Source organism: Streptomyces sp. NPDC026522, from assembly GCF_055567555.1.
On record NZ_JBVHQF010000004.1, the window covers coordinates 150135 to 170056 of the forward strand.

The 19922-nt window shown below is 71.8% G+C and carries 21 protein-coding genes; 7 read left to right on the plus strand and 14 right to left on the minus strand.

Annotated elements, in window-relative coordinates:
- Positions 1-4: 4 nt before the first annotated feature.
- Entirely contained in the window at positions 5-457 is a 453-nt protein-coding gene (locus ACZ4M3_RS12115) for a Fur family transcriptional regulator (protein ID WP_467731589.1), read from the plus strand.
- 10 nt (positions 458-467) lie between these two features.
- On the opposite strand, the gene ACZ4M3_RS12120 is transcribed toward ACZ4M3_RS12115, so the two are convergent.
- The 6 genes from ACZ4M3_RS12120 to leuA form a co-directional block, all read right to left on the minus strand.
- Positions 468-995 carry a YcxB family protein gene (locus tag ACZ4M3_RS12120; protein WP_467731591.1) on the minus strand — a complete coding sequence of 176 codons (528 nt, stop codon included), beginning with the start codon at positions 993-995 and terminating at the stop codon, positions 468-470.
- A 43-nt stretch (positions 996-1038) separates the two neighbouring features.
- Entirely contained in the window at positions 1039-1863 is an 825-nt protein-coding gene (locus ACZ4M3_RS12125; RefSeq protein ID WP_467731593.1) for an isoprenyl transferase, read from the minus strand.
- Between the two features lie 11 nt (positions 1864-1874).
- On the minus strand, positions 1875-2621 hold the full coding sequence (recO, locus tag ACZ4M3_RS12130; RefSeq protein WP_329195083.1) for a DNA repair protein RecO: 747 nt from the start codon (positions 2619-2621) through the stop codon (positions 1875-1877).
- Positions 2622-2723: 102 nt separating this feature from the next.
- On the minus strand, positions 2724-4391 hold the full coding sequence (locus ACZ4M3_RS12135; RefSeq protein ID WP_467731595.1) for a nucleobase:cation symporter-2 family protein: 1668 nt from the start codon (positions 4389-4391) through the stop codon (positions 2724-2726).
- A 499-nt stretch (positions 4392-4890) separates the two neighbouring features.
- Entirely contained in the window at positions 4891-5586 is a 696-nt protein-coding gene (locus tag ACZ4M3_RS12140) for a TerB family tellurite resistance protein (protein ID WP_467731597.1), read from the minus strand.
- 230 nt (positions 5587-5816) lie between these two features.
- Positions 5817-7580: a 2-isopropylmalate synthase gene (gene leuA / locus ACZ4M3_RS12145; RefSeq protein WP_467731599.1), complete on the minus strand. Its 1764-nt coding sequence runs from the start codon at positions 7578-7580 to the stop codon at positions 5817-5819.
- Positions 7581-7956: 376 nt separating this feature from the next.
- Between leuA and ACZ4M3_RS12150 the strand changes: the two genes are divergently transcribed.
- The 4 genes from ACZ4M3_RS12150 to ACZ4M3_RS12165 all read left to right on the plus strand — a co-directional run bounded on the left by ACZ4M3_RS12150 (position 7957) and on the right by ACZ4M3_RS12165 (position 10984).
- A complete protein-coding gene (locus ACZ4M3_RS12150; RefSeq protein WP_467731601.1) occupies positions 7957-9021 on the plus strand; it encodes a M4 family metallopeptidase in 1065 nt (354 codons plus the stop codon).
- A gap of 9 nt (positions 9022-9030) precedes the next feature.
- Positions 9031-9300, plus strand: coding sequence for a protealysin inhibitor emfourin (locus tag ACZ4M3_RS12155; protein ID WP_467731603.1), 270 nt, complete (start codon positions 9031-9033; stop codon positions 9298-9300).
- A 64-nt stretch (positions 9301-9364) separates the two neighbouring features.
- A complete protein-coding gene (locus tag ACZ4M3_RS12160) occupies positions 9365-10186 on the plus strand; it encodes a GNAT family N-acetyltransferase (protein WP_467731605.1) in 822 nt (273 codons plus the stop codon).
- A gap of 132 nt (positions 10187-10318) precedes the next feature.
- Positions 10319-10984, plus strand: a complete 666-nt coding sequence (locus ACZ4M3_RS12165) for a class I SAM-dependent methyltransferase (protein WP_467731606.1) — start codon at positions 10319-10321, stop codon at positions 10982-10984.
- Between the two features lie 138 nt (positions 10985-11122).
- On the opposite strand, the gene era is transcribed toward ACZ4M3_RS12165, so the two are convergent.
- From era to ACZ4M3_RS12180, 3 genes are all read right to left on the minus strand, one after another.
- Positions 11123-12073 carry a GTPase Era gene (gene era, locus ACZ4M3_RS12170; protein ID WP_229873350.1) on the minus strand — a complete coding sequence of 317 codons (951 nt, stop codon included), beginning with the start codon at positions 12071-12073 and terminating at the stop codon, positions 11123-11125.
- 741 nt (positions 12074-12814) lie between these two features.
- The gene (locus ACZ4M3_RS12175) at positions 12815-13075 is read right to left on the minus strand and encodes a hypothetical protein (RefSeq protein WP_467731608.1); all 261 of its coding nucleotides are present in this window, start codon (positions 13073-13075) and stop codon (positions 12815-12817) included.
- 47 nt (positions 13076-13122) lie between these two features.
- Positions 13123-14151 (minus strand): GlxA family transcriptional regulator, encoded by a 1029-nt coding sequence (locus tag ACZ4M3_RS12180; RefSeq protein WP_467731610.1) that lies wholly within the window; start codon positions 14149-14151, stop codon positions 13123-13125.
- Between the two features lie 70 nt (positions 14152-14221).
- Between ACZ4M3_RS12180 and ACZ4M3_RS12185 the strand changes: the two genes are divergently transcribed.
- Entirely contained in the window at positions 14222-15532 is a 1311-nt protein-coding gene (locus ACZ4M3_RS12185) for an MFS transporter (RefSeq protein WP_467731612.1), read from the plus strand.
- Complete coding sequence (locus ACZ4M3_RS12190; RefSeq protein WP_467731614.1) at positions 15529-16179, plus strand: class I SAM-dependent methyltransferase; 651 nt, start codon at positions 15529-15531, stop codon at positions 16177-16179. Before ACZ4M3_RS12185 ends, ACZ4M3_RS12190 begins: the two co-directional genes overlap by 4 nt.
- Before the next feature lie 19 nt (positions 16180-16198).
- Here ACZ4M3_RS12190 and ACZ4M3_RS12195 read toward each other — a convergent pair whose 3' ends face one another.
- From ACZ4M3_RS12195 to ACZ4M3_RS12215, 5 genes are all read right to left on the minus strand, one after another.
- On the minus strand, positions 16199-16552 hold the full coding sequence (locus tag ACZ4M3_RS12195) for a cytidine deaminase (protein WP_467731616.1): 354 nt from the start codon (positions 16550-16552) through the stop codon (positions 16199-16201).
- Positions 16553-16621: 69 nt separating this feature from the next.
- Positions 16622-16975 (minus strand): MmcQ/YjbR family DNA-binding protein, encoded by a 354-nt coding sequence (locus tag ACZ4M3_RS12200; protein ID WP_467731618.1) that lies wholly within the window; start codon positions 16973-16975, stop codon positions 16622-16624.
- Positions 16972-18282, minus strand: a complete 1311-nt coding sequence (locus tag ACZ4M3_RS12205) for a hemolysin family protein (RefSeq protein WP_467731620.1) — start codon at positions 18280-18282, stop codon at positions 16972-16974. Before ACZ4M3_RS12205 ends, ACZ4M3_RS12200 begins: the two co-directional genes overlap by 4 nt.
- Positions 18279-18776, minus strand: a complete 498-nt coding sequence (gene ybeY / locus ACZ4M3_RS12210; protein WP_136215662.1) for an rRNA maturation RNase YbeY — start codon at positions 18774-18776, stop codon at positions 18279-18281. Before ybeY ends, ACZ4M3_RS12205 begins: the two co-directional genes overlap by 4 nt.
- 13 nt (positions 18777-18789) lie before the next feature.
- Complete coding sequence (locus tag ACZ4M3_RS12215; RefSeq protein ID WP_467731622.1) at positions 18790-19848, minus strand: PhoH family protein; 1059 nt, start codon at positions 19846-19848, stop codon at positions 18790-18792.
- Positions 19849-19922: the final 74 nt, after the last annotated feature.

Consider the following 19922-nt stretch of genomic DNA (forward strand, 5'->3'; position numbering starts at 1 on the left):
CACAATGGGGCGAGGCCGACACGAGGAGGAACCGGTGGCGACTGCGCCTGGCGAGACCGCGCCAGTACGAGGACGATCCACCCGGCAGCGTGCCGCCGTGGCAGCGGCACTGGACGAGGTGGACGAGTTCCGCAGTGCCCAGGAGCTGCACGACATGCTCAAGCACCGCGGTGACTCCGTGGGCCTGACCACCGTCTACCGCACCCTCCAGTCCCTCGCCGACGCCGGCGAGGTGGACGTGCTGCGCACCAGTGACGGCGAATCCGTCTACCGGCGCTGCTCCACGGGTGACCACCACCACCACCTGGTGTGCCGCAAGTGCGGCAAGGCGGTCGAGGTCGAGGGCCCGGCCGTGGAGAAGTGGGCTGAGGCCATCGCCGCCGAACACGGCTACGTGAACGTCGCCCACACCGTGGAGATCTTCGGCACCTGCGCGGACTGCGCGGCGGCCGGCTAGCCGCGGTCGGCTAGACCCGCCGCAGGTTACGGTCGAGGATCGCCCGGAGCCGGTCGATGTCGGCCGGGACCCGGGCGCCCCGCTTGGGCAGCACGGTGAAGGCCACGGCGCGTTTGTCGTCACTGAGCAGGACGAACAGGCCGGCTGTCTCCGCGTACGTCGGATGCGCGGCCCAGCCGACACGGGTCTCGGTGACCTCCGTCGCCACACGGACCCCGGAATCGTCCACGACGGCCCGCGTCTCCCCCGCCCTCTCCAACAGCCCGCCGAAGGCACGGGCGGTGAGCCGGGGGCCGAACAGCACGATCACCCACAACGTCAGCCCGGCCACGAGGAAGCCCACCGCGCCGGGGAAGTGGCCGCCCTGCCTGATCAGCAGGACGGCGGACAGCACCGCCACCGTCCCCATCGTGGGGAACATCCATCGGCTACGGCGTCCCGACCTGGTGCGGGTGCTCCGGGCGCGCAGTGCCTCCGCGACGTCCGCCGTGGTGGTCCGGAAAACGAGCTCGACCGCCCGATCTGCTGCTATGTCCATGGCAGCGAACCCTACGGGCGGCTGGTCGGCTGGGCGATTCGGGTCAGCGGGGGGTGTTCGGGGCCGGCTGGTTGGGGACCGCGCCGCCGAAGCGGCGGTCGCGCTGGGCGTACTCCAGGCAGGCCCGCCACAGGTCGCGGCGGTCGAAGTCCGGCCACAGCACGTCCTGGAAGACCATCTCGGCGTAGGCGCTCTGCCAGATCAGGTAGTTGGAGGTGCGCTGCTCGCCGCTCGGCCGCAGGAACAGGTCGACGTCGGGCATGTCCGGGTAGTAGATGTACTTCGCGAAGGTCTTCTCGTTGACCTTCGAGGGGTCCAGCTTGCCCGCGGCGACGTCACGGGCGATGGCCTGCGCCGCGTCCGCGATCTCGGCGCGGCCGCCGTAGTTGACGCAGAAGTACAGGGTCATCGCGTCGTTGTCGACGGTCTGCTCCTGCGCGATCTGCAGCTCCTGGACCACCGACTTCCACATCTTCGGCATCCGGCCGACCCAGCGGATGCGGATGCCCAGCTCGTTCATCTCGTCCCGGCGGCGCCGGATGACGTCCCGGTTGAAGTTCATCAGGAAGCGGACCTCGTCGGGCGAGCGCTTCCAGTTCTCCGTCGAGAAGGCGTACAGGGACAGGTTCTTGACGCCCATCTCCAGGCAGCCCTTGAGCACGTCGAGCACGACGCCCTCGCCCACCTTGTGGCCTTCGGTGCGCGGCAGCCCGCGCTCCTTGGCCCAGCGGCCGTTGCCGTCCATGACGACGGCGACGTGGTTCGGGATCAGCTCGCCGGGGATCTTCGGCGGGCGCTCACCGGACGGGTGCGGCTCGGGAACCTTGTACTCGCGGCGAGAGCGCCCCAGAATCCCGCGTCGTGCCATGTGCCCAGCTCCTATTTCTCGACGTATCGCAGGGAGCGTAGCCCGCGCTCCAGATGCCAGTGCAAATAGGCCGAGACCAGCCCGCTGCCCTCCCGCACGTGACGCGCCTCGCAGGCGTCCGCGTGGCCCCAGTCGCCCGTCAGCAGCGCGCTGAGCAAGGCGATGGCCTCCGACGAGGGTACGACGCTGCCGGGCACCCGGCAGTCCCCGCATATCACCCCGCCCGCGGCGACGGAGAAGTGCCGGTTGGGGCCGTGGATACCGCACTTCGCGCAGTCCTCGAAGCTCGGCGCGTAGCCGTTGACGGCCAGCGAGCGCAGTAGGAAGGCATCCAGGATGAGGTGCGGCTCGTGTTCGCCGCGCGAGAGGGTGCGCAGGGCGCCGACGAGCAGCAGGTACTGCTGTACGGCCGGCTCGCCCTCGTTCTCGGTGAAGCGCTCGGCGGTCTCCAGCATCGCGGTGCCGGCGGTATAGCGGGCGTAGTCGGTGACGATGCCGTTGCCGTACGGGGCGATGATCTCGGTCTGAGTGCACAGCGGCAGGCTGCGGCCGACCAGGTCGCTGCCGCGGGCGAAGAACTGCACGTCGGCGTGGGAGAAAGGTTCCAGCCGGGCGCCGAACTTGGACTTCGTACGCCGCACTCCGCGCGCGACGGCCCGGACCCGGCCGTGGCCCCGGGTCAGGAGGGTGATGATGCGGTCCGCCTCACCCAGCTTCTGGGTGCGCAGCACGATGCCGTCGTCGCGGAACAGACTCATGGACCCATTGTCCCCTGTGCGGGGACCCGCTCGGGGCCGCCGGGAAAGACGGTGAGGGCCTCCTCCGGGGGGGAAGAGGAGGCCCTCGGTCTTCGGGGAGGATCAGGAGGCGGGGGCGGCCGCCTCGTCCGCCGGGTCCGCGGCGGCGACGGCCCGTACCGGCTTCTTCTCCTCAACCGCCTCGGGCTCCGCCGCGGGGCGGGATCCGGGCTCCGCTTCCGTTTCCGCTTCCGTTTCCGCTTCCGCGCCGGCCGCGGCGCCGGCGTGGTCATCGGCACCGGTGTCCGCAGCGGCCCGCGGCGTAGTTCCGGCGCCGGCCTCGGGCACGGTCTGCGCGTCGGCCGCCCGGGCGTCGGCCCCGTCCGCCGCCGCCTGGGCCGGCAGGGCGAGCTGCGGGACGTTGTGCGCGTCCCCCTTGGCCAGGCCGTTGAAGAGCAGGTTCAGGACGATCGCCGCCGTGGCACCGAGCGTGACACCACTGTTGAGCAGCGAGGACAGGTCCGCGCTCAGGTGCTTGTCGAAGTAGGCCGGGACGGTGGCCGGGAAGAGGGCGAAGGCCAGGGAGACGCCGACGATGAGCGCGTTCTTCTCCTCCCGCAGCTCCACCTTGCCCAGCGTCTGGATGCCGGCCAGCGCGACCATGCCGAACATCACGGTGGCGGCGCCGCCCAGTACCCCGGGCGGGATCGCGGCGACCACGGCGGCCGCCTTCGGCAACAGGCCCAGCACGATCATGATGACGCCGGCCGCGACCACCACGAACCGGCTCTTGACCTTGGTGACCCGGACCAGGCCGACGTTCTCCGCGAAGGCCACGTACGGGAAGGAGTTGAGCAGACCGCCGATGGCCGTGGCGGCTCCGTCGGCGCGCAGGGCGCGGGCCACGGTCTCGCTGTCGATGTCCTTGCCGACGATCTCGCCGATGGCGTAGGTGTCACCGGTGGTCTCCACCATGGTGATCAGCATGACGATCAGCATCAGGAAGATCGGGAACCACTCGAACTTGGGGGCGCCGAAGTGGAAGGGGGTGGTCACCCCGACCCAGTCGGAGGTCTTGACCGCGTCGAGCTTCGCGTCGCCGAGGACGAAGGCGAGCAGGGTGCCGGCCACCAGGCCCAGCAGGACCGCGATGCTGGACAGGAAGGGCCGGCGCAGCCGCATGACCACCAGGACGAAGAGCATCGTGCCGACCGCGTAGGCCAGTTGCCGCGGGTCTCCGCCGTCGCCGACGAGCGGTGCGCCGCCGACGGCGTCCTTGAGGGCGACCGGGAGCAGGACGACGCCGAGGATGGTGATGACCGTACCGGTGACGACCGGCGGGAACAGCGACATCACCACGCGGAAGACCCGGGCGGGCATCCAGGCGAAGGCGAACGTGGCGAGACCGGCCGTGATGACGGCGCCGTAGATGACCAGCAGGGCGGCCGTCCCGCCGCCCGCCCCGAGGCCTATCGCGATCATCGGCGAGACGGCGGTGAAGGTGACGCCCTGGATGATCGGCAGCCGGGCGCCGACCCGGCCGATGCCCCACGCCTGGATGATCGAGGCGATTCCGCAGGTGAAGAGGTCCGCGTTGATCAGGTAGATCAGGTCATGCGGACTCAGCTTGAGCGCACTGCCGACGAGGATCGGAACGATCACCGCGCCGGCGTAGAAGGCGAGTACGTGCTGGAAGCCGTACAGCGCGAGCTTGGGGAGGGGGAGCACCTCGTCGACCGGGTGCGTGCTCTGCTCTCCGGCGGCGGAAAGCCGGGCGGCGACACGTGCCATCTCTGCCTTGCCCTTCAAGGTAGGTAAGTGAGAGGAGATCTGGTTGTCCCCGGCCGGAGTGGTCTCCCCCAGCGCGTGCTGGGCTCCGTTGATCCGGCGGGGTTGCAGTGGAGTTCACGTGAATCGAAGCCCCGCTGTGTTACCGGCGGCGTCTCGTCGTGTGACCGGAATTGAACGCCTGTGGGCGCGCTCACAGATATCGTCGACTTCGACAAAGTGTTGACGTTCTGGGGCGCCCGATTTAGAGGTTCCTCCACTGGCGCACATGCGGCCGGCAGGCATAAGGGCGACGGCCCGCGAACGTGCCCGGCGCCGCGCCCGCCTGCCCTGCGCACCCACTCCGACCTGCGGCGCAGCGTTGCGCAGGCACCATCACGCCCACCGCCGGGCGTGTCGTCAAAGCCGTCCGAGGGGTGGACGCACCGCCCCGGACGGTAAGGCCCCTCCGTCCGTGACACGGATGACGGAGGGGCCGGTCCGGCCTCGCGTGGCCGGATCGTTACGGGGCGCGGACCGCCGAGAGCAGCCGGGTGACCTCATCGGCGTCCATCCGCAGCGCCGCGCCCACGGTGGCCAGCACCTCGCGCTCGGCCGGGATGTACGGTCCGTCGGCGAGGGCGATCCGGGCGCCTTGCAGCAGCAGCGACGCCCGTCCCGGTCCGGCCAGGTGCGGCGCGAGCGGTTCCAGCGCCTCGTGGAGCTCTATCGACAGCGCGGCCCCGCGGCACTCCGGTCCGTCGTACAGGCCCAGCCGGCCCTCGTCGGTCGCGAGGGCGTCCACCAGGGACTCCAGCTGCTCCTCGGTGCAGTCCTGGAACCCGGCGCCCCGTACGGCGCCGGCGGCCGCCTCCAGGGCGCTGCGCGAGGCGGTCCCGCCGGCGGCGAGGACGGCCAGCGAGACGGTGTGCACGGCGTCGCGCAGCATCGCCGAGAACCGGGTGGTGGTCAGGTGGTCCAGCACATCGGTGTCGAAGCGCGCCTTGCAGGCCTGGCACTCGACCACCGGCCCCGCGGACCCGCGGGGCAGCAGCGGCACGCCGAGGACCGCGAACCGGCGCCGTCCGGTGCGCCGGCGGTAGTTGCGGTCACCGCCGCAGCCGGGGCAGAAGAACTCCCCGTCGGCCACGGTGCTCCAGGTGGTACGGATGCCCCATACGGTCAGCTTCCGGCCGTCCCCACCCCGAACTGGCAGCACGTCGCACCTCCGTATACGGACCCCATGGCACCATCGCCGGGTTGGCGTGATGTTAGCCACATCCGTGAGTGTGTGTCAGTCGTGTGACAAGACAACCTGGCCCCGGAACCGGAGTTGGCCGGTCTGCGCCCCCGCCGTGAGGCGCGCCAGGGGCGCGGCCGGGCCCGGGAGAAGCGGAACCCCGCACCCCCTCGGGGAGGTGCGGGGTTCGGCGCGGACAGCCGGTGGGATCAGCGCCCCGCGCGGTTGACGGCGGAGATGACGGCCTTCAGCGAGGCGCGGGTGGTGTTCGCGTCGATGCCGATGCCCCACAGGACGCGGCCGTCGATCGCGCACTCGATGTACGAGGCGGCGACGGCGGAGGCGCCCTCGCTCATCGTGTGCTCGGTGTAGTCCAGCAGGCGGGCGTCGACGCCGATGCCGGCCAGCGCGTCGAAGAAGGCCGAGATCGGACCGTTGCCGGTGCCGGTCAGGACGGTCTCGGCGCCGTCCACCACCGCCTCGACGGTCAGCGTGTCGGTGCCGTCCTTGTCGGTGGCGGTCGAGCCGGAGCGCAGCTGGATGCGGCCCCACGGGTTCTCGGGGTTGGGCAGGTACTCGTCCTGGAAGACGTTCCAGATCGCCTTCGGCGTGACCTCGCCGCCCTCGGCGTCGGTCTTGGCCTGGATGATCCGGGAGAACTCGATCTGCATGCGGCGCGGCAGGTCCAGCTTGTGGTCGTTCTTCAGGACGTACGCGATGCCGCCCTTGCCGGACTGCGAGTTGACCCGGATGACCGCCTCGTAGGAGCGGCCGACGTCCTTCGGGTCGATCGGCAGGTACGGCACGGCCCACTCGATGTCGTCCACGGTCTTGCCCTGGGCGGCCGCGTCGGCCTCCATGGCGTCGAAGCCCTTCTTGATGGCGTCCTGGTGGGAGCCGGAGAAGGCGGTGTAGACCAGGTCGCCCGCGTAGGGGTGGCGCGGGTGGACCTCCATCTGGTTGCAGTATTCGCTGGTGCGGCGGATCTCGTCGATCTGCGAGAAGTCGATCTGCGGGTCGATGCCCTGCGAGAACAGGTTCATGCCCAGCGTGATCAGGTCGACGTTGCCGGTGCGCTCGCCCTGCCCGAACAGGCAGCCCTCGATGCGGTCGGCGCCGGCCATCAGGGCCAGTTCGGCGGCGGCGACGGCGGTGCCGCGGTCGTTGTGGGGGTGTACGGAGATGCAGATGTGCTCGCGGCGGGTCAGGTTGCGGGCCATCCACTCGAAGCGGTCCGCGTGGGTGGACGGCGTCGAGCGCTCCACCGTGGCGGGCAGGTTCAGGATGATCTCGCGGCCCTCGCCGGGCTGCCACACGTCGCAGACGGCCTCGCAGACCTCCAGGGCGAAGTCCAGCTCGGTGTCGGTGAAGATCTCGGGGCTGTACTGGTAGCCGAAGACGGTCTCGGGGCCCAGCAGCTTGTCGGCGTACTCCATGACCAGGCGGGTGCCGTCGACGGCGATCTGCTTGATCTGCTCCTTGGAGCCGCGGAAGACGACCCGGCGGAAGGTCGGGGCGGTCGCGTTGTACAGGTGCACGGTGGCGCGCTTGGCGCCGACCAGCGACTCCACGGTCCGCTCGATCAGGTCCTCGCGGGCCTGCGTCAGTACGGAGATGGTGACGTCGTCGGGGATCGCGCCCTCTTCGATGATGGAGCGGACGAAGGCGAAGTCCGTCTCACCGGAGGAGGGGAAGCCGACCTCGATCTCCTTGTAGCCCATGCGCACCAGCAGGTCGAACATCTCGCGCTTGCGGGCGGGGGTCATCGGGTCGATCAGCGACTGGTTGCCGTCCCGCAGGTCGGTGGACAGCCAGCGGGGGGCCTTGGTGACACGGGCGTCCGGCCAGGTGCGGTCCGGGATCTCCACCTGCTCGTAGAAGCCGTACTTGTGGATGGGCATCCCGGACGGCTTCTGCGTATGGGTCGCGTTCGTGATGGGCGTGGGGCGACCTGCGAAAGTGTGCTGACTCATGGCGTGGGGCTCCTCGCGTGTCCGCGTGTAGTTCGCTGGGACGGCCGACGGCGGTCGTAAATCCGCAACACCAGACTCCGCGGGGAGGGGGCCGGCCTACGACTACAGACCCTCGCCGCGGCAGCTAAGGAGAAGCAGCCCGAAACGCATGATGGGCCGAGCCTAGCGGAGCCGCGCCGTGATGCGAGGACCTGTTTCAGTATGCAAGACCCCCTGGTCCGTTTTGTACCCCTTTGTGAGTTAAGACTCCTTATGGAACTGCGTACGCGCGGAATGTCCGGCCGATCCGTCAACGCGGTGCGACGGCTTTCAGACAACCGAATGAATCATGGTCGCGATTAGTGACAGGTTCGTTACGCACTGCCACATTGCGCACATGGATGCCACTCTTCGCCCCGCCCACCCCGTCTTCTGCACGGTCGTGCCGCCCCACCTCCTGGACCGGATCGCCCGGTCCCAGGACACCCGCCGCGCCGACACCGCCCAGCGGACCCTCGAACACGACGCCGCGCTGCGCACCCGCCGCCGGGTCACCACCGTCCGGGGCATCGCCCCCTCGCTCGGCACTCCCGTCTCCGACGAGCCCGAACGGACGGTGTACGACGCCGGACACCGCACCCGGCTGCCGGGCACGAAGGTGCGCGCCGAGGGCGACGAGCCGACCGGCGACGCGAGCGTCAACCGCGCCTACGCCGGGCTCGGAGCCACGTACGAACTGTTCCTCAAGGGGTTCGGACGCCACTCGATCGACGACGCGGGCCTGGCGCTGGACGCGAGCGTCCACTACGGCCAGGACTACGACAACGCCTTCTGGGACGGCCGCCAGATGGTCTTCGGTGACGGTGACGGCGACCTCTTCCTCGACTTCACGGTGGCCGTGGACGTGATCGGACACGAGCTGACCCACGGCGTCACCCAGTACACGGCCAACCTGGAGTACCGGGGCCAGTCGGGCGCGCTGAACGAGTCGATGTCGGACGTGTTCGGCTCGCTGATCAAGCAGTACTCGCTCGGGCAGACCGCCGACCAGGCGGACTGGCTGATCGGCGCCGGCCTGCTCGGGCCGAACGTCACCGGGGTCGCCCTGCGCTCGATGAAGGCGCCGGGGACCGCGTACGACGACGACGAACTCGGCAAGGACCCGCAGCCCGCGACGATGGACGGCTACGTCAGCACGCACGGCGACAACGGCGGCGTGCACATCAACTCCGGCATCCCCAACCACGCGTTCTACATCGTGGCGAGCGAACTGGGCGGCAAGGCCTGGGAGCGGGCCGGGCGGATCTGGTACGACACGCTGACCGGCGGCGAACTCGCCTCCGACGCCGGCTTCGCGGACTTCGCCCGGCTCTCGGTGGCGGCGGCCGTCGCCCGGTACGGGGAAGGCGGCGCGGAGCACCAGGCCATGCAGAAGGCGTGGTCGGCGGTCGGCCTGGGGTAGAAGCCCGGAATGCGGATTCTGGTGGTACGGACGGGCGGCTTCGCGGGCATCGAGCGCCGGGCCGAGGTGGACACAGCGGGCCGGCCGGACGAGAACGAGTGGCGGGCACTGGCGCTGCTCGCACTGCGGCCCGGTCCGCCGGGGCACGGGCCGGACCGGGTACGGGACGGGTTCTCGTACCGGATCACGGTGGACGGGCGCACCGTGTCCTGCGCGGAGCCGTACCTGTCGGAGGCCCAGCGGAGCCTGATCACCCGGGTGCTCAAGGAGGGCGCGTAACTGCGTGACGGTGCCGCGCCGAAAGTCGGATGACCGGTAGCCGGGGCTTTGCTTGGATGACCGGATGACCACACAAACGATCTTGACTTCGCTGGAGCGGTACTACGACGCGGCGCCGCGCGCGGGCGGCGCCCGGGCGGAGGATTTCGGTCCGCTGACCCTGTTCGTCCAGGAGGGCGCGGGCTGGCAGTACTACGCGCGGCCCACGCTCGGCGGCGCCGGCGCCTCCGTGGCCGACGTCGAACGGGTACTGGCCCGCCAGCGGGAGCTGGGAGTGCCCGAGTCCTTCGAATGGGTGGCCGAAAACAGCCCCTCCCTCCGCGCCTCGGTGGAGGCCTCCGGGCTGCATGTGCACGCCCACCCGCTCATGGTCCTGGACACTTCCGAGCCGCTCCCGCCGCAGCCGGGGGCGGCTCGGGTGCTCGGCGCCGATGACCCCCTGCTGGCCACCGCCGTGACGGTGCCGATGCTGGCCTTCGCGGCACCGGGGACGGCCCTGGGCGCGGCCGGCCCGGCGGAACTCGCCGCGGCTGCCGTGGATCCGGCGGTGGAGGTGAGCCGCGCCTCGATCGCGGAGAAGATCGCGTCGGGCCGCACCGTGCTGGCCGCCGCGGTGCGGGACGGCGTGGTGCTGTGCTCCGGCCAGTACAACCCGGTCGGCGACGTGGCCGAGATCGTCGGGGTCGGCACCCTCCCGGCGGCCCGCCGCCAGGGGCTGGCCCTCGCGGTGACGGCGGCCCTGGTCGCCGAGGCGCTCGCGCGGGGCATACGTACGGTGTTCCTCTCGGCGGGCGACGAGGACGTGGCCCGGATCTACGGCCGGGCCGGCTTCCGCCGGGTCGGGACGGCCCTGATCGCGGAACCCCCGGCGGCGGACGGCGCCTGACGGCCGGGCCGGCCGGGGGCGGGGAGCGGAGCGCGGGGCCGGCCTTTGCCGGAACGGCAAGGTTGTTTGCCCTCCCCCGGCGGCCGGGCCGACCATCGGCGGACCGGTCACCGCACAGGAAGAGAGACCCCGATGCCCGAAGAAACCGCGCACACCGAACACGGCGCGCACACCGTCCCCGAGGGCGGCGAGGAGTACTGGGACTCCCGCTACCGCGAGAGCGGCCGTGTCTGGAGCGGCAACGCCAACGCCGTCCTGGTCCGGGAGGCCGAGGGGCTCGCCCCGGGCCGCGCACTGGACCTCGGCTGCGGCGAGGGCGCCGACGCCGTGTGGCTGGCCCGGCAGGGCTGGCGGGTCACCGCGACCGACATCTCCGGCGTCGCGCTGGAACGCGCGGCGGCCCACGCGAAGGAGGCCGGGGTCGGCGACCGGGTCGACTGGCAGCGCCACGACCTCGCCGTGTCCTTCCCGGAGGGGGAGTTCGACCTGGTCTCCGCCTGCTTCCTGCACACGTACGGGGACTTCCCGCGCGAGCGGGTCCTGCGCCGGGCGGCCGCCGCCGTGGCCCCGGGCGGCATCCTGCTGGTGGTCGGTCACGCGGGCTGGCCGTCCTGGCACGACCACCCCGACCACTCGGTGCACTTCCCGACCCCGGACGAGGTCGTGGCGCAGCTGGAGCTGCCGGACGGCCGGTGGGAGGTGCTGCTCGCGGAGGAACACGAGCGGATCCAGACCCGCCCCGACGGCCGGCCGGGCCCCCGCACGGACAACGCGGTCAAGGTCCGACGCCTGCCGTAGCCCCGGCCGGGCGGCGGAGGGCCGACGCCGTCCTTCGTCCGGCCGAAGTCGGCACGGGCGACTGAGGCGAAGGCGCGCGCCGGCGGGGGCACCTCCCGGCCGGAGGCCGGGGGACCGAACCGAGCCCCAAAGGACAGCTCAGAAGCCCAGCTTGCGCAGCTGCTTCGGGTCGCGCTGCCAGTCCTTGGCCACCTTGACGTGCAGGTCGAGGAAGACGGGGGTGCCGAGGAGCGCCTCGATGTGCTTGCGCGACTTCATCCCGACCTCCTTGAGGCGGGAGCCCTTCGGGCCGATGATGATGCCCTTCTGGCTGGGCCGCTCGATGTAGACGTTCGCGTGGATGTCGAGCAGCGGGCGGTCCGCCGGACGGTTCTCCCGGGGGATCATCTCCTCCACGACCACCGCGATCGAGTGCGGGAGCTCGTCGCGCACGCCCTCCAGCGCGGCCTCGCGGATGAGTTCCGCGACCATCACCATCTCGGGTTCGTCGGTGAGGTCGCCCTCGGGGTACAGCGGCGGGCTCTCCGGCAGCAGCGGCGCGATCAGGTCCGCCAGCAGCTGGACCTGGCTGTCGCCGACCGCCGAGACCGGGACGATCTCGGCCCACTCGAAGCCGAGCTCCGCGCCGAGCTGGTGGATGGCCAGGAGCTGTTCGGCCAGCTGCTTGGATTCCACCAGGTCGGTCTTGGTCACGATGGCGATCTTGGGGGTCTTCTTGATCCCCGCGAGTTCCTTCGCGATGAACTTGTCGCCGGGGCCGAGCTTCTGGTCGGCCGGCAGGCAGAAGCCGATGACGTCGACCTCGGCCCAGGTGGTCCGTACGACGTCGTTCAGGCGCTCGCCGAGCAGGGTGCGGGGCTTGTGCAGGCCGGGGGTGTCGACCAGCACCAGCTGGGCGTCGGGGCGGTGCACGATGCCGCGAACGGTGTGGCGGGTGGTCTGCGGCCGGTTCGAGGTGATCGCGACCTTGGTGCCCACGAGCGCGTTGGTCAGGGTCGACTTGCCCGCGTTGGGGCGGCCGACGAAACAGGCGAAGCCCGCGCGGTGCGGGGCGGTGGGCTCGGGGGAACGATCGCTCATACGGGCCATTCTCCCCGATGCCGCTCCCAGCGCCGACCAGGCCGCGGCCGCGAGGGCCAGAGCGGCGGTGAGCCGGGGCCGTTCCAGGGCGGCCGGATCGGCCCACGCCGTGCTCAGGCGCACCTCCTGGCCGGTGAGCCGACGGGCCGCCAGGGTGCGGCCGGTCGCGCCGGGGGTGGCGCGGGGGGTGGCGCGGGGCCCGAGGGTGGCGCGGGGCCCGAGGGTGTACGTGGGCTGCGCGCCCTGGCCGCCGGCGCGGACCCGGACGTCCCGGACGGCGAACGCGGGTGCGGTGGGCCCGGTGCCCCGGAGGCGTCCGCCCCGGCGACGACGGAGCCGGGATGGTCCCCGGGCCCGGCCCGCTTCCGGGCGGATCCGGTCCAGGTGGTGGTGGCGCGGCGCGGTCCGTCGGGGCCGCGCACGGCGAAGCCGCCGTCGGGCATGGAGGCGGAAGGTGTGGGGCCGGTCGCTGCGGTCGGCGGCGGTGACGGCGTCCCGGGCGGCCGTTCCGGGGCGGCGGCGAGGTAGAGGCAGGGGCGCTGCCCGACGGCGCCGGCGGCCGGCCGTATCGACCACTCCCGGCGCCCCACGCCGTCCTGGCGGCAGGGTCGCGACGCCGAGCACCCACCGGGCCGGGGCCGCGTTCACGACAGCGTCAGCACCGCCGTGTACGCCGCCCGGCGCCATGAAGTCGGTGATCCAGCCGAACCGGCGTCCACCCCGCCGGGCCGCCCCGGGCGTCCTTGACCGTCAGGGTGCCGATCGGCCAGGCCGTGCCACGGTGACGGCCGCGGCCAGGACAAAGCCGGCGCCGGTGACCTCGACCCCGGCGCCGGGCTTCCCGTACGCCGAGCCCAGCGCGAGGGCGCGCAGGTCCGCCGCCGGCCCGACCCGCCCCGTCGGGGTCAGCGCGTCCGCCGGGCGTGCGCCGGGGACGGGGTGCACGACCGGGGTCGCGGCCGGCGCGGGTCGCGGTGACGGCCGCCAGGACGCCAGTCCGGCGAGCACCATCGGTCCTCCGCTGCCGCGCGCCGTTCACGGGCGGGCGGCGGGAGAAGTCAATGCGCGGACCCCGCATCACCTGAGGGGCCGGCAGGGGACGCCAGGGAGTTCCCGACCGCCCGGAACGTCCTGCGGTACACGGTGGGACTCACCCCCAGCGCGTCCCGTACGTGCTTGCGCAGGGACTGCGCCGTTCCGAACCCGGTCTCCCGCGCGACCTGTTCCACCGGAAGCTCCGTCAGCTCCAGCAGCCGCCGGGCCCGTTCCACGCGCTGCGCGACGATCCATTCCCCGGGGCTCACCCCGGCCTCCTCGCGGAACCGGCGCGTGAACGTCCGTACCGACATGGCCTCCTGCCGGGCCAGGTCGCTCAGCCGGATCGGCTCGTGCAGCCGGTCCAGCACCCAGGCCCGCGCGGCGGTGGTGCTGGCCAGCTGCGGCTCGGGCACCGGGCGCTCGATGAACTGTGCCTGCCCGCCGTCCCGGTGCGGCGGCACCACGGTCCGCCGGGCGACCTCGTTGGCGACGGCGGCGCCGTGGTCGCGGCGCACGATGTGCAGGCACAGGTCGATGCCGGCGGCGACCCCGGCGGAGGTCAGCACGTCCCCGTCGTCGGTGTAGAGCACGTCGGGGTCGACGAGCACCCGCGGGAACAGCCGCTGGAAGTGCTCGGCGGAGGCCCAATGGGTCGTGGCGCGGCGGCCGTCCAGGTACCCCGCGGCGGCCAGTACGTAACCACCCGTACAGATGGAGACGAGCCGGGTGCCGGGCCGGATGTGGGTCAGGGCAGCGGCGAGTTCCTCCGTCAGCCTGCCGTGTTCGTACACCGGCCCGAGTTCGTACGAGGCCGGCACCACGACGGTGTCGGCCGTGCCGAGCAGCTCCGGGCCGTGTTCGACGTGGATCGCGAAATCGGCGTCGGTGGGCACCTGCCCGGCGGACAGCCCGCAGGTGAGGATCTCGTACAGCGGGCGCCCGGCCGGATCCTTGGCCCGACCGAAGATGCGGTGCGGGATGCCGAGCTCGAAGGGCAGCAGTCCGGCGAGGGCGAGGACCACGACCCGGTGCGTCGTCCGGGGCTTCATGGCCCGATCGTAGCGAAGCATGACAGTCAGGCCACTGTCGGGGCCGGCCCGGCGACCGGATGCTGTCCCCGTGACTCAGACAGCGCCCACGCCCGCCCCCGCCGCCGACCCCGGTTCCCTCCGCGCTCCGCGCCCGCCCGGCCGCGTCCACCGCGCCTGGTTCGCCGCGGCCGTGGCCTTCGTGACGATCATCGGCGCGGCCGCCTTCGCCTCCCTGCCCGGGCTCCTCATCGAGCCGCTGCACCAGGAGTTCGACTGGTCGCACGGCACCATCGGCTTCGCCGTCTCCGTGAACCTCGCCCTCTACGGGCTGACCGCACCGTTCGCCGCCGCGCTCATGGACCGCTTCGGCATCCGCAAGGTCGTGGCCCTGGCCCTGCTCGTCATATCCGGCGGAACCGCGGCCACGATCTGGATGACCGCCTCCTGGCAGCTGGTGCTGTTCTGGGGCGTGCTGGTGGGCCTGGGCAGCGGCTCGATGGCGCTGGCCTTCGCGGCGACCGTGACCAACCGCTGGTTCACCGCCCGGCGCGGGCTGGTCACCGGGATCCTGACCGCGGCCGGCGCCTCCGGCCAGCTGATCTTCCTGCCGCTGCTGTCCTGGCTGGTGGAGCACCACGGCTGGCGCCCCGCGGCGGTGACGGTCTCCCTGGCCGCCCTGGTGGTGGTCCCGTTCGTCTGGCTGCTGCTGCGCGACCACCCGGCCGACGTGGGGCTCGCACCGTACGGAGGTACCTACGCGCCGAAGCCGGCGCCGGTGCCGGGCGCCGCTCGCCGCGCGGTGACGGTGCTGTTCCGGGCGGCCAGGACCGGGCCGTTCTGGCTGCTGGCCGGAACGTTCGCGATCTGCGGCGCCTCCACCAACGGTCTGGTCAAGACCCACTTCGTGCCGGCCGCGCACGATCACGGCATGCCGGTGACGGCGGCGGCGGGGCTGCTGGCGGTGGTCGGCGTGTTCGACGTGGTCGGCACCGTCGCCTCCGGCTGGTTCACGGACCGGTTCGAGGCGCGCCGGCTGCTGGCGGTGTACTACGCCCTGCGCGGCGTCTCCCTGCTGTTCCTGCCGATGCTGATGGCGCCGTCCGTGCACCCGCCGATGGTGTTCTTCATCGTCTTCTACGGCCTGGACTGGGTCGCGACGGTCCCGCCGACGATCGCGCTGTGCCGCGAGCACTACGGACAGGACGGCGCGATCGTCTTCGGCTGGGTCCTGGCCTCGCACCAGGTGGGCGCGGCGCTGGTGGCCTTCCTGGGCGGCCTGGCGCGGGACGCCTTCGGCTCGTACGACCTGGTCTGGTACGCGGCGGGCGCGCTGTGCGCGGTGGCCGCGCTGATGGCCATGATCATCCGCCGCCGGGTCGTGGACACTGTGGCGGTATGACCCTGCCGCGCCGCGTCCTTGCCACCCTCGACCGTTTCAACGCCGCCTACCCGTGGGACCACAACGCCCACTACCACCGCTGGATCCTGCGGCAGCTGCCGAAGCGGTGCGCGAGGGCGCTGGACGTCGGTTCCGGGAGCGGCGACCTGGCCCGGCTCCTGGCCGGCCGGGCCGCCGCGGTGCTCGGGATCGACGCGGACCCGGCGATCGTCGCCCGGGCCCGCGCGCTGACCACGGACGAACGGGTGGCCTTCGCCGTCGGCGACGCGCTGACGGCGGTACCGCAGGGCCCGTACGACGTCATCACCTGCGTCGCCGCCGTCCACCACATGCCCTTCGGCGAGGCGCTGGCCGTCTTCCGCCACCGCCTCGCCCCGGGCGGGACACTGGTGATCGTCGGAGTCCCGCGGGCCGGAAGCGTCGGCGATCACCTGCTGGGCCTCCTCGCGGTCCCGCTGAACGCGGCCCTCGGCTGGCTCAGGAACCGGGGCCGCCCGGCGCCCCGGCCGGACGCGATGACGGCCCCGACCCGCCCGCCGGTGATGACGTTCACCGAGATCCGCGACCAGGCCCGCGCGGCTTTGCCGGGCGCCCGCCTGCGCCGGCGCCTGTTCTGGCGGTACACGCTCGTCTGGCGCGCCCCCTAAGAGACAGCCCTTAGACCCGTCAGCCCGCCGGGGTCGTGGACCTCAGAGTGCCGTCCGGGGCCGCCAGCAGAACCGGGGTGTCCGGGCCGCCGAGGTCGCGGACCGCCGCGCGGTCGGCGTCGGCCGGGGCCTCGGCCGCGCTCACGACGGCGGCGGCCTCCAGGGACCGGGCCCCGCTCGCCACCGCCATCGCGACCGCCGTCTGGAGCGCGCTGAGCTTGAGGGAGTCCAGCTCCACCGTCCCGGCCACGTACGTGCGGCCCGTCTCGTCGCGCACCGCCGCACCCTCCGGCACCCCGTTACGGGCCCGGGCGCTGCGCGCCAGTGTGATGATCTTGCTGTCCTCGGGGTCGATCCCACTGTTGTCGCTCATGGGCGAAAGCATAGGGAGCGCCCCGGCGACGTCGCAGGACGACCCCGCCGAGCCGCTACGGCCCGCCGTTCAGGGCCGGTCCAGCCGCAGCCGCACGGCCCTCGGCAGTCCGGCGACGACCAGGTCGTACGAGTCCTCCACCAGCTCCCGGACCAGCTCGTCCGGCAGCGCGCCGACCGTCACCGTGTTCCAGTGCCGCTTGTTCATGTGCCAGCCCGGCACGATCGCCTCGTGCTCGGCCCGCAGCCGGACCGCCGCCTCCGGCTCGCACTTGAGGTTGACCTTCAACGGTTCGGCGTGCAGCGCCGTCAGCGCGAACACCTTCCCGAGCACCTTGAACACCGAGGTCTCCGGCGTGAAGGGGAACTCCTCCACCGCCGCGTTGAAGCCCAGGCAGAACGCGCGCAGTTCCGCGGGGGTCATTCCGGCACCTCCGCGCCCTCGTCCGGCTCCGTGACCACCGGCTCCACCAGCACCGTCACGATCTTGTTCCGCCGCCCCGCCGGGGATTCCGCCGTCAGCCGCAGCGGCCGCCCGTCGGGCAGTTCCACCACCGCCGACGCGCCCGCGATAGGGACCCGGCCCAGCGCCTTGGCGAGCAGTCCGCCGACCGTCTCCACGTCCTCGTCGTCGAACGCCTCGACCTTGAACAGCTCCCCGAGGTCGGTGATGTCGAGCCGGGCCGTGACCCGGTAGCGGTCGTCGCCCAGTTCCTCGACCGGCGGGAGTTCGCGGTCGTACTCGTCGGTGATCTCGCCGACGATCTCCTCCAGGATGTCCTCGATCGTCACGATGCCGGCCGTGCCGCCGTATTCGTCGATGACGACGGCCACGTGGTTGCGTACGGACTGCATCTCGCGGAGCAGGTCACCGGCGTTCTTGGTGTCGGGCACGAAGACGGCCGGCCGTATCGCGGTCGAGACGAGGTCGGACTCCGCCTCCCGGCTGATGTGCGTCTTGCGGACGAGGTCCTTCAGGTACACGATGCCGACGATGTCGTCCTCGTTCTCCCCGGTCACCGGGATGCGCGAGAAGCCGGAGCGCAGCGCGAGCGTCGTCGCCTGGCGGACCGTCTTGTACCGCTCGATGCACACGAGGTCGGTGCGCGGCACCATCACCTCGCGCACGAGGGTGTCGCCGAGTTCGAAGACCTGGTGCACCATCCGGCGTTCGTCGTCCTCGATCAGCGATTCCCGCTCCGCCAGGTCGACCATCGCCCGCAGCTCGGCCTCGGAGGCGAAGGGCCCCTTGCGGAAGCCCTTCCCCGGGGTCAGCGCGTTGCCGAGGAGGATCAGCAGTTGCGGGATCGGCCCCATGATCCGCGCGAGCGGTACGAGTACGTACGCGGCCGCGGTCGCCGTGTTCAGCGGGTGCTGGCGGCCGATGGTGCGCGGGGACACCCCCACCGCGACGTACGACACCAGCACCATCACGCCGATGGCCACGAGCAGCGCGGTCCAGTTCTCGCCGAACTCGTCGAGGCACACGTACGTGACGAGCACGCCCGCCGCCATCTCGCAGGTGACCCGGACGAGCAGCGCCACGTTGACGTAGCGGGTCGGGTCCCCGGCGACCTGCGCCAGCTTGGCGCTGCCGCGCCGGCCCTCCCGTACGGCCTGTTCCGCGCGGAAGCTGGAGACGCGGGCGATCCCGGACTCCGCGCAGGCCGCGAACCAGGCCACGACGACCAGCAGCACCGCGCCGCTGATCAGCTGCGGTGCGCCGGTCACGAGACGGTGGGGGCGGGGGACGGGCCGGTCAGGCCGCGCTCACCGCGCCAGCCGTCGACGATGGCCGCCTGGAGGCCGAACATCTCGGCCTTCTCGTCCGGCTCCTCGTGGTCGTACCCGAGCAGGTGCAGCACCCCGTGGACGGTCAGGAGCTGGAGCTCCTCGTCCATGGAGTGCCGCGTCGGCGCTTCCTCGCCCTGCCGCTTTGCCACTTCCGGGCACAGCACGATGTCGCCGAGGAGCCCCTGCGGGGGCTCCTCGTCGTCCTTCGCCGGGGGACGCAGTTCGTCCATCGGGAAGGACATGACGTCGGTGGGACCGGGCAGGTCCATCCACTGGATGTGCAGCTGCTCCATCGCCTCCTCGTCGACGACGATGACGGACAGCTCGGACAGCGGGTGGATCCGCATCCTGGTGAGCGCGTAGCGGGCGATGTCGAGGACCGCCTGCTCGTCGACCTCGATCCCGGACTCGTTGTTGACGTCGATCGACATGGTGCGCTGAGTTCTACTTCCGCTGGTAGCCGTTCCGGGACTGCGGGGAGTCCTGGCTGTCGTCGTACTTCTCGTACGCGTCGACGATACGGCCGACCAGCTTGTGCCGGACGACATCCTCGGAGGTGAGCCGCGAGAAGTGGATGTCCGGCACCCCGTCGAGGATCTCCTGCACCTGGCGCAGGCCGCTCTTGGCCCCGCCCGGCAGGTCGATCTGCGTGATGTCACCGGTGACGACGATCTTCGAATCGAAGCCGAGCCGGGTCAGGAACATCTTCATCTGCTCGGCGGTCGTGTTCTGCGCCTCGTCCAGTACGACGAAAGCGTCGTTGAGGGTGCGACCGCGCATATACGCCAGGGGCGCCACCTCGATGGTTCCGGCGGCCATCAGGCGGGGGATCGAGTCCGGGTCGAGCATGTCGTGCAGGGCGTCGTAGAGCGGACGCAGGTACGGGTCGATCTTGTCGAACAGGGTGCCCGGCAGGAAGCCGAGGCGCTCGCCGGCCTCGACGGCGGGCCGGGTCAGGATGATCCGGCTGACCTGCTTGGACTGCAAGGCCTGGACCGCCTTGGCCATGGCGAGGTAGGTCTTGCCGGTACCGGCGGGGCCGATGCCGAAGACGATGGTGTTCTTGTCGATCGCGTCCACGTAACGCTTCTGGTTGAGCGTCTTGGGACGGATGGTCCGGCCGCGGCTGGAGAGGATGTTCTGCGTGAGCACCTCGGCCGGGGTCTCGTCGTGGCCGCTGTCGCCGCCGTTGCCCCTGCCGTTCGCCTTGAGCATGGCGATCGAGCGTTCCACTGCGTCCTCCGTCATCGACTGCCCGGTGCGGAGCACCAGCATCATCTCGTCGAACAGGCGCTGGATCAGGGCGACTTCCACCGCGTCGCCGATCGCGCTGACCTGATTGCCCCGAACATGGATGTCGGCCTTCGGGAAGGCATTCTCGATGACGCGCAGCAGGGCGTCACCAGAGCCCAGCACGGTCACCATCGGGTGCGTGGCCGGAACGGTGAAGTGGGCTCGCGCCTGCCCCGGCGCTGGGGTACGGGCTGTCGGTGTCTGAGTCATGGGCCGGCACTGTGGCCTGCGCATACCTCCCACTGAGGGGTCGCGCCGATCGTCGACCTCCGGACTACCAAGGG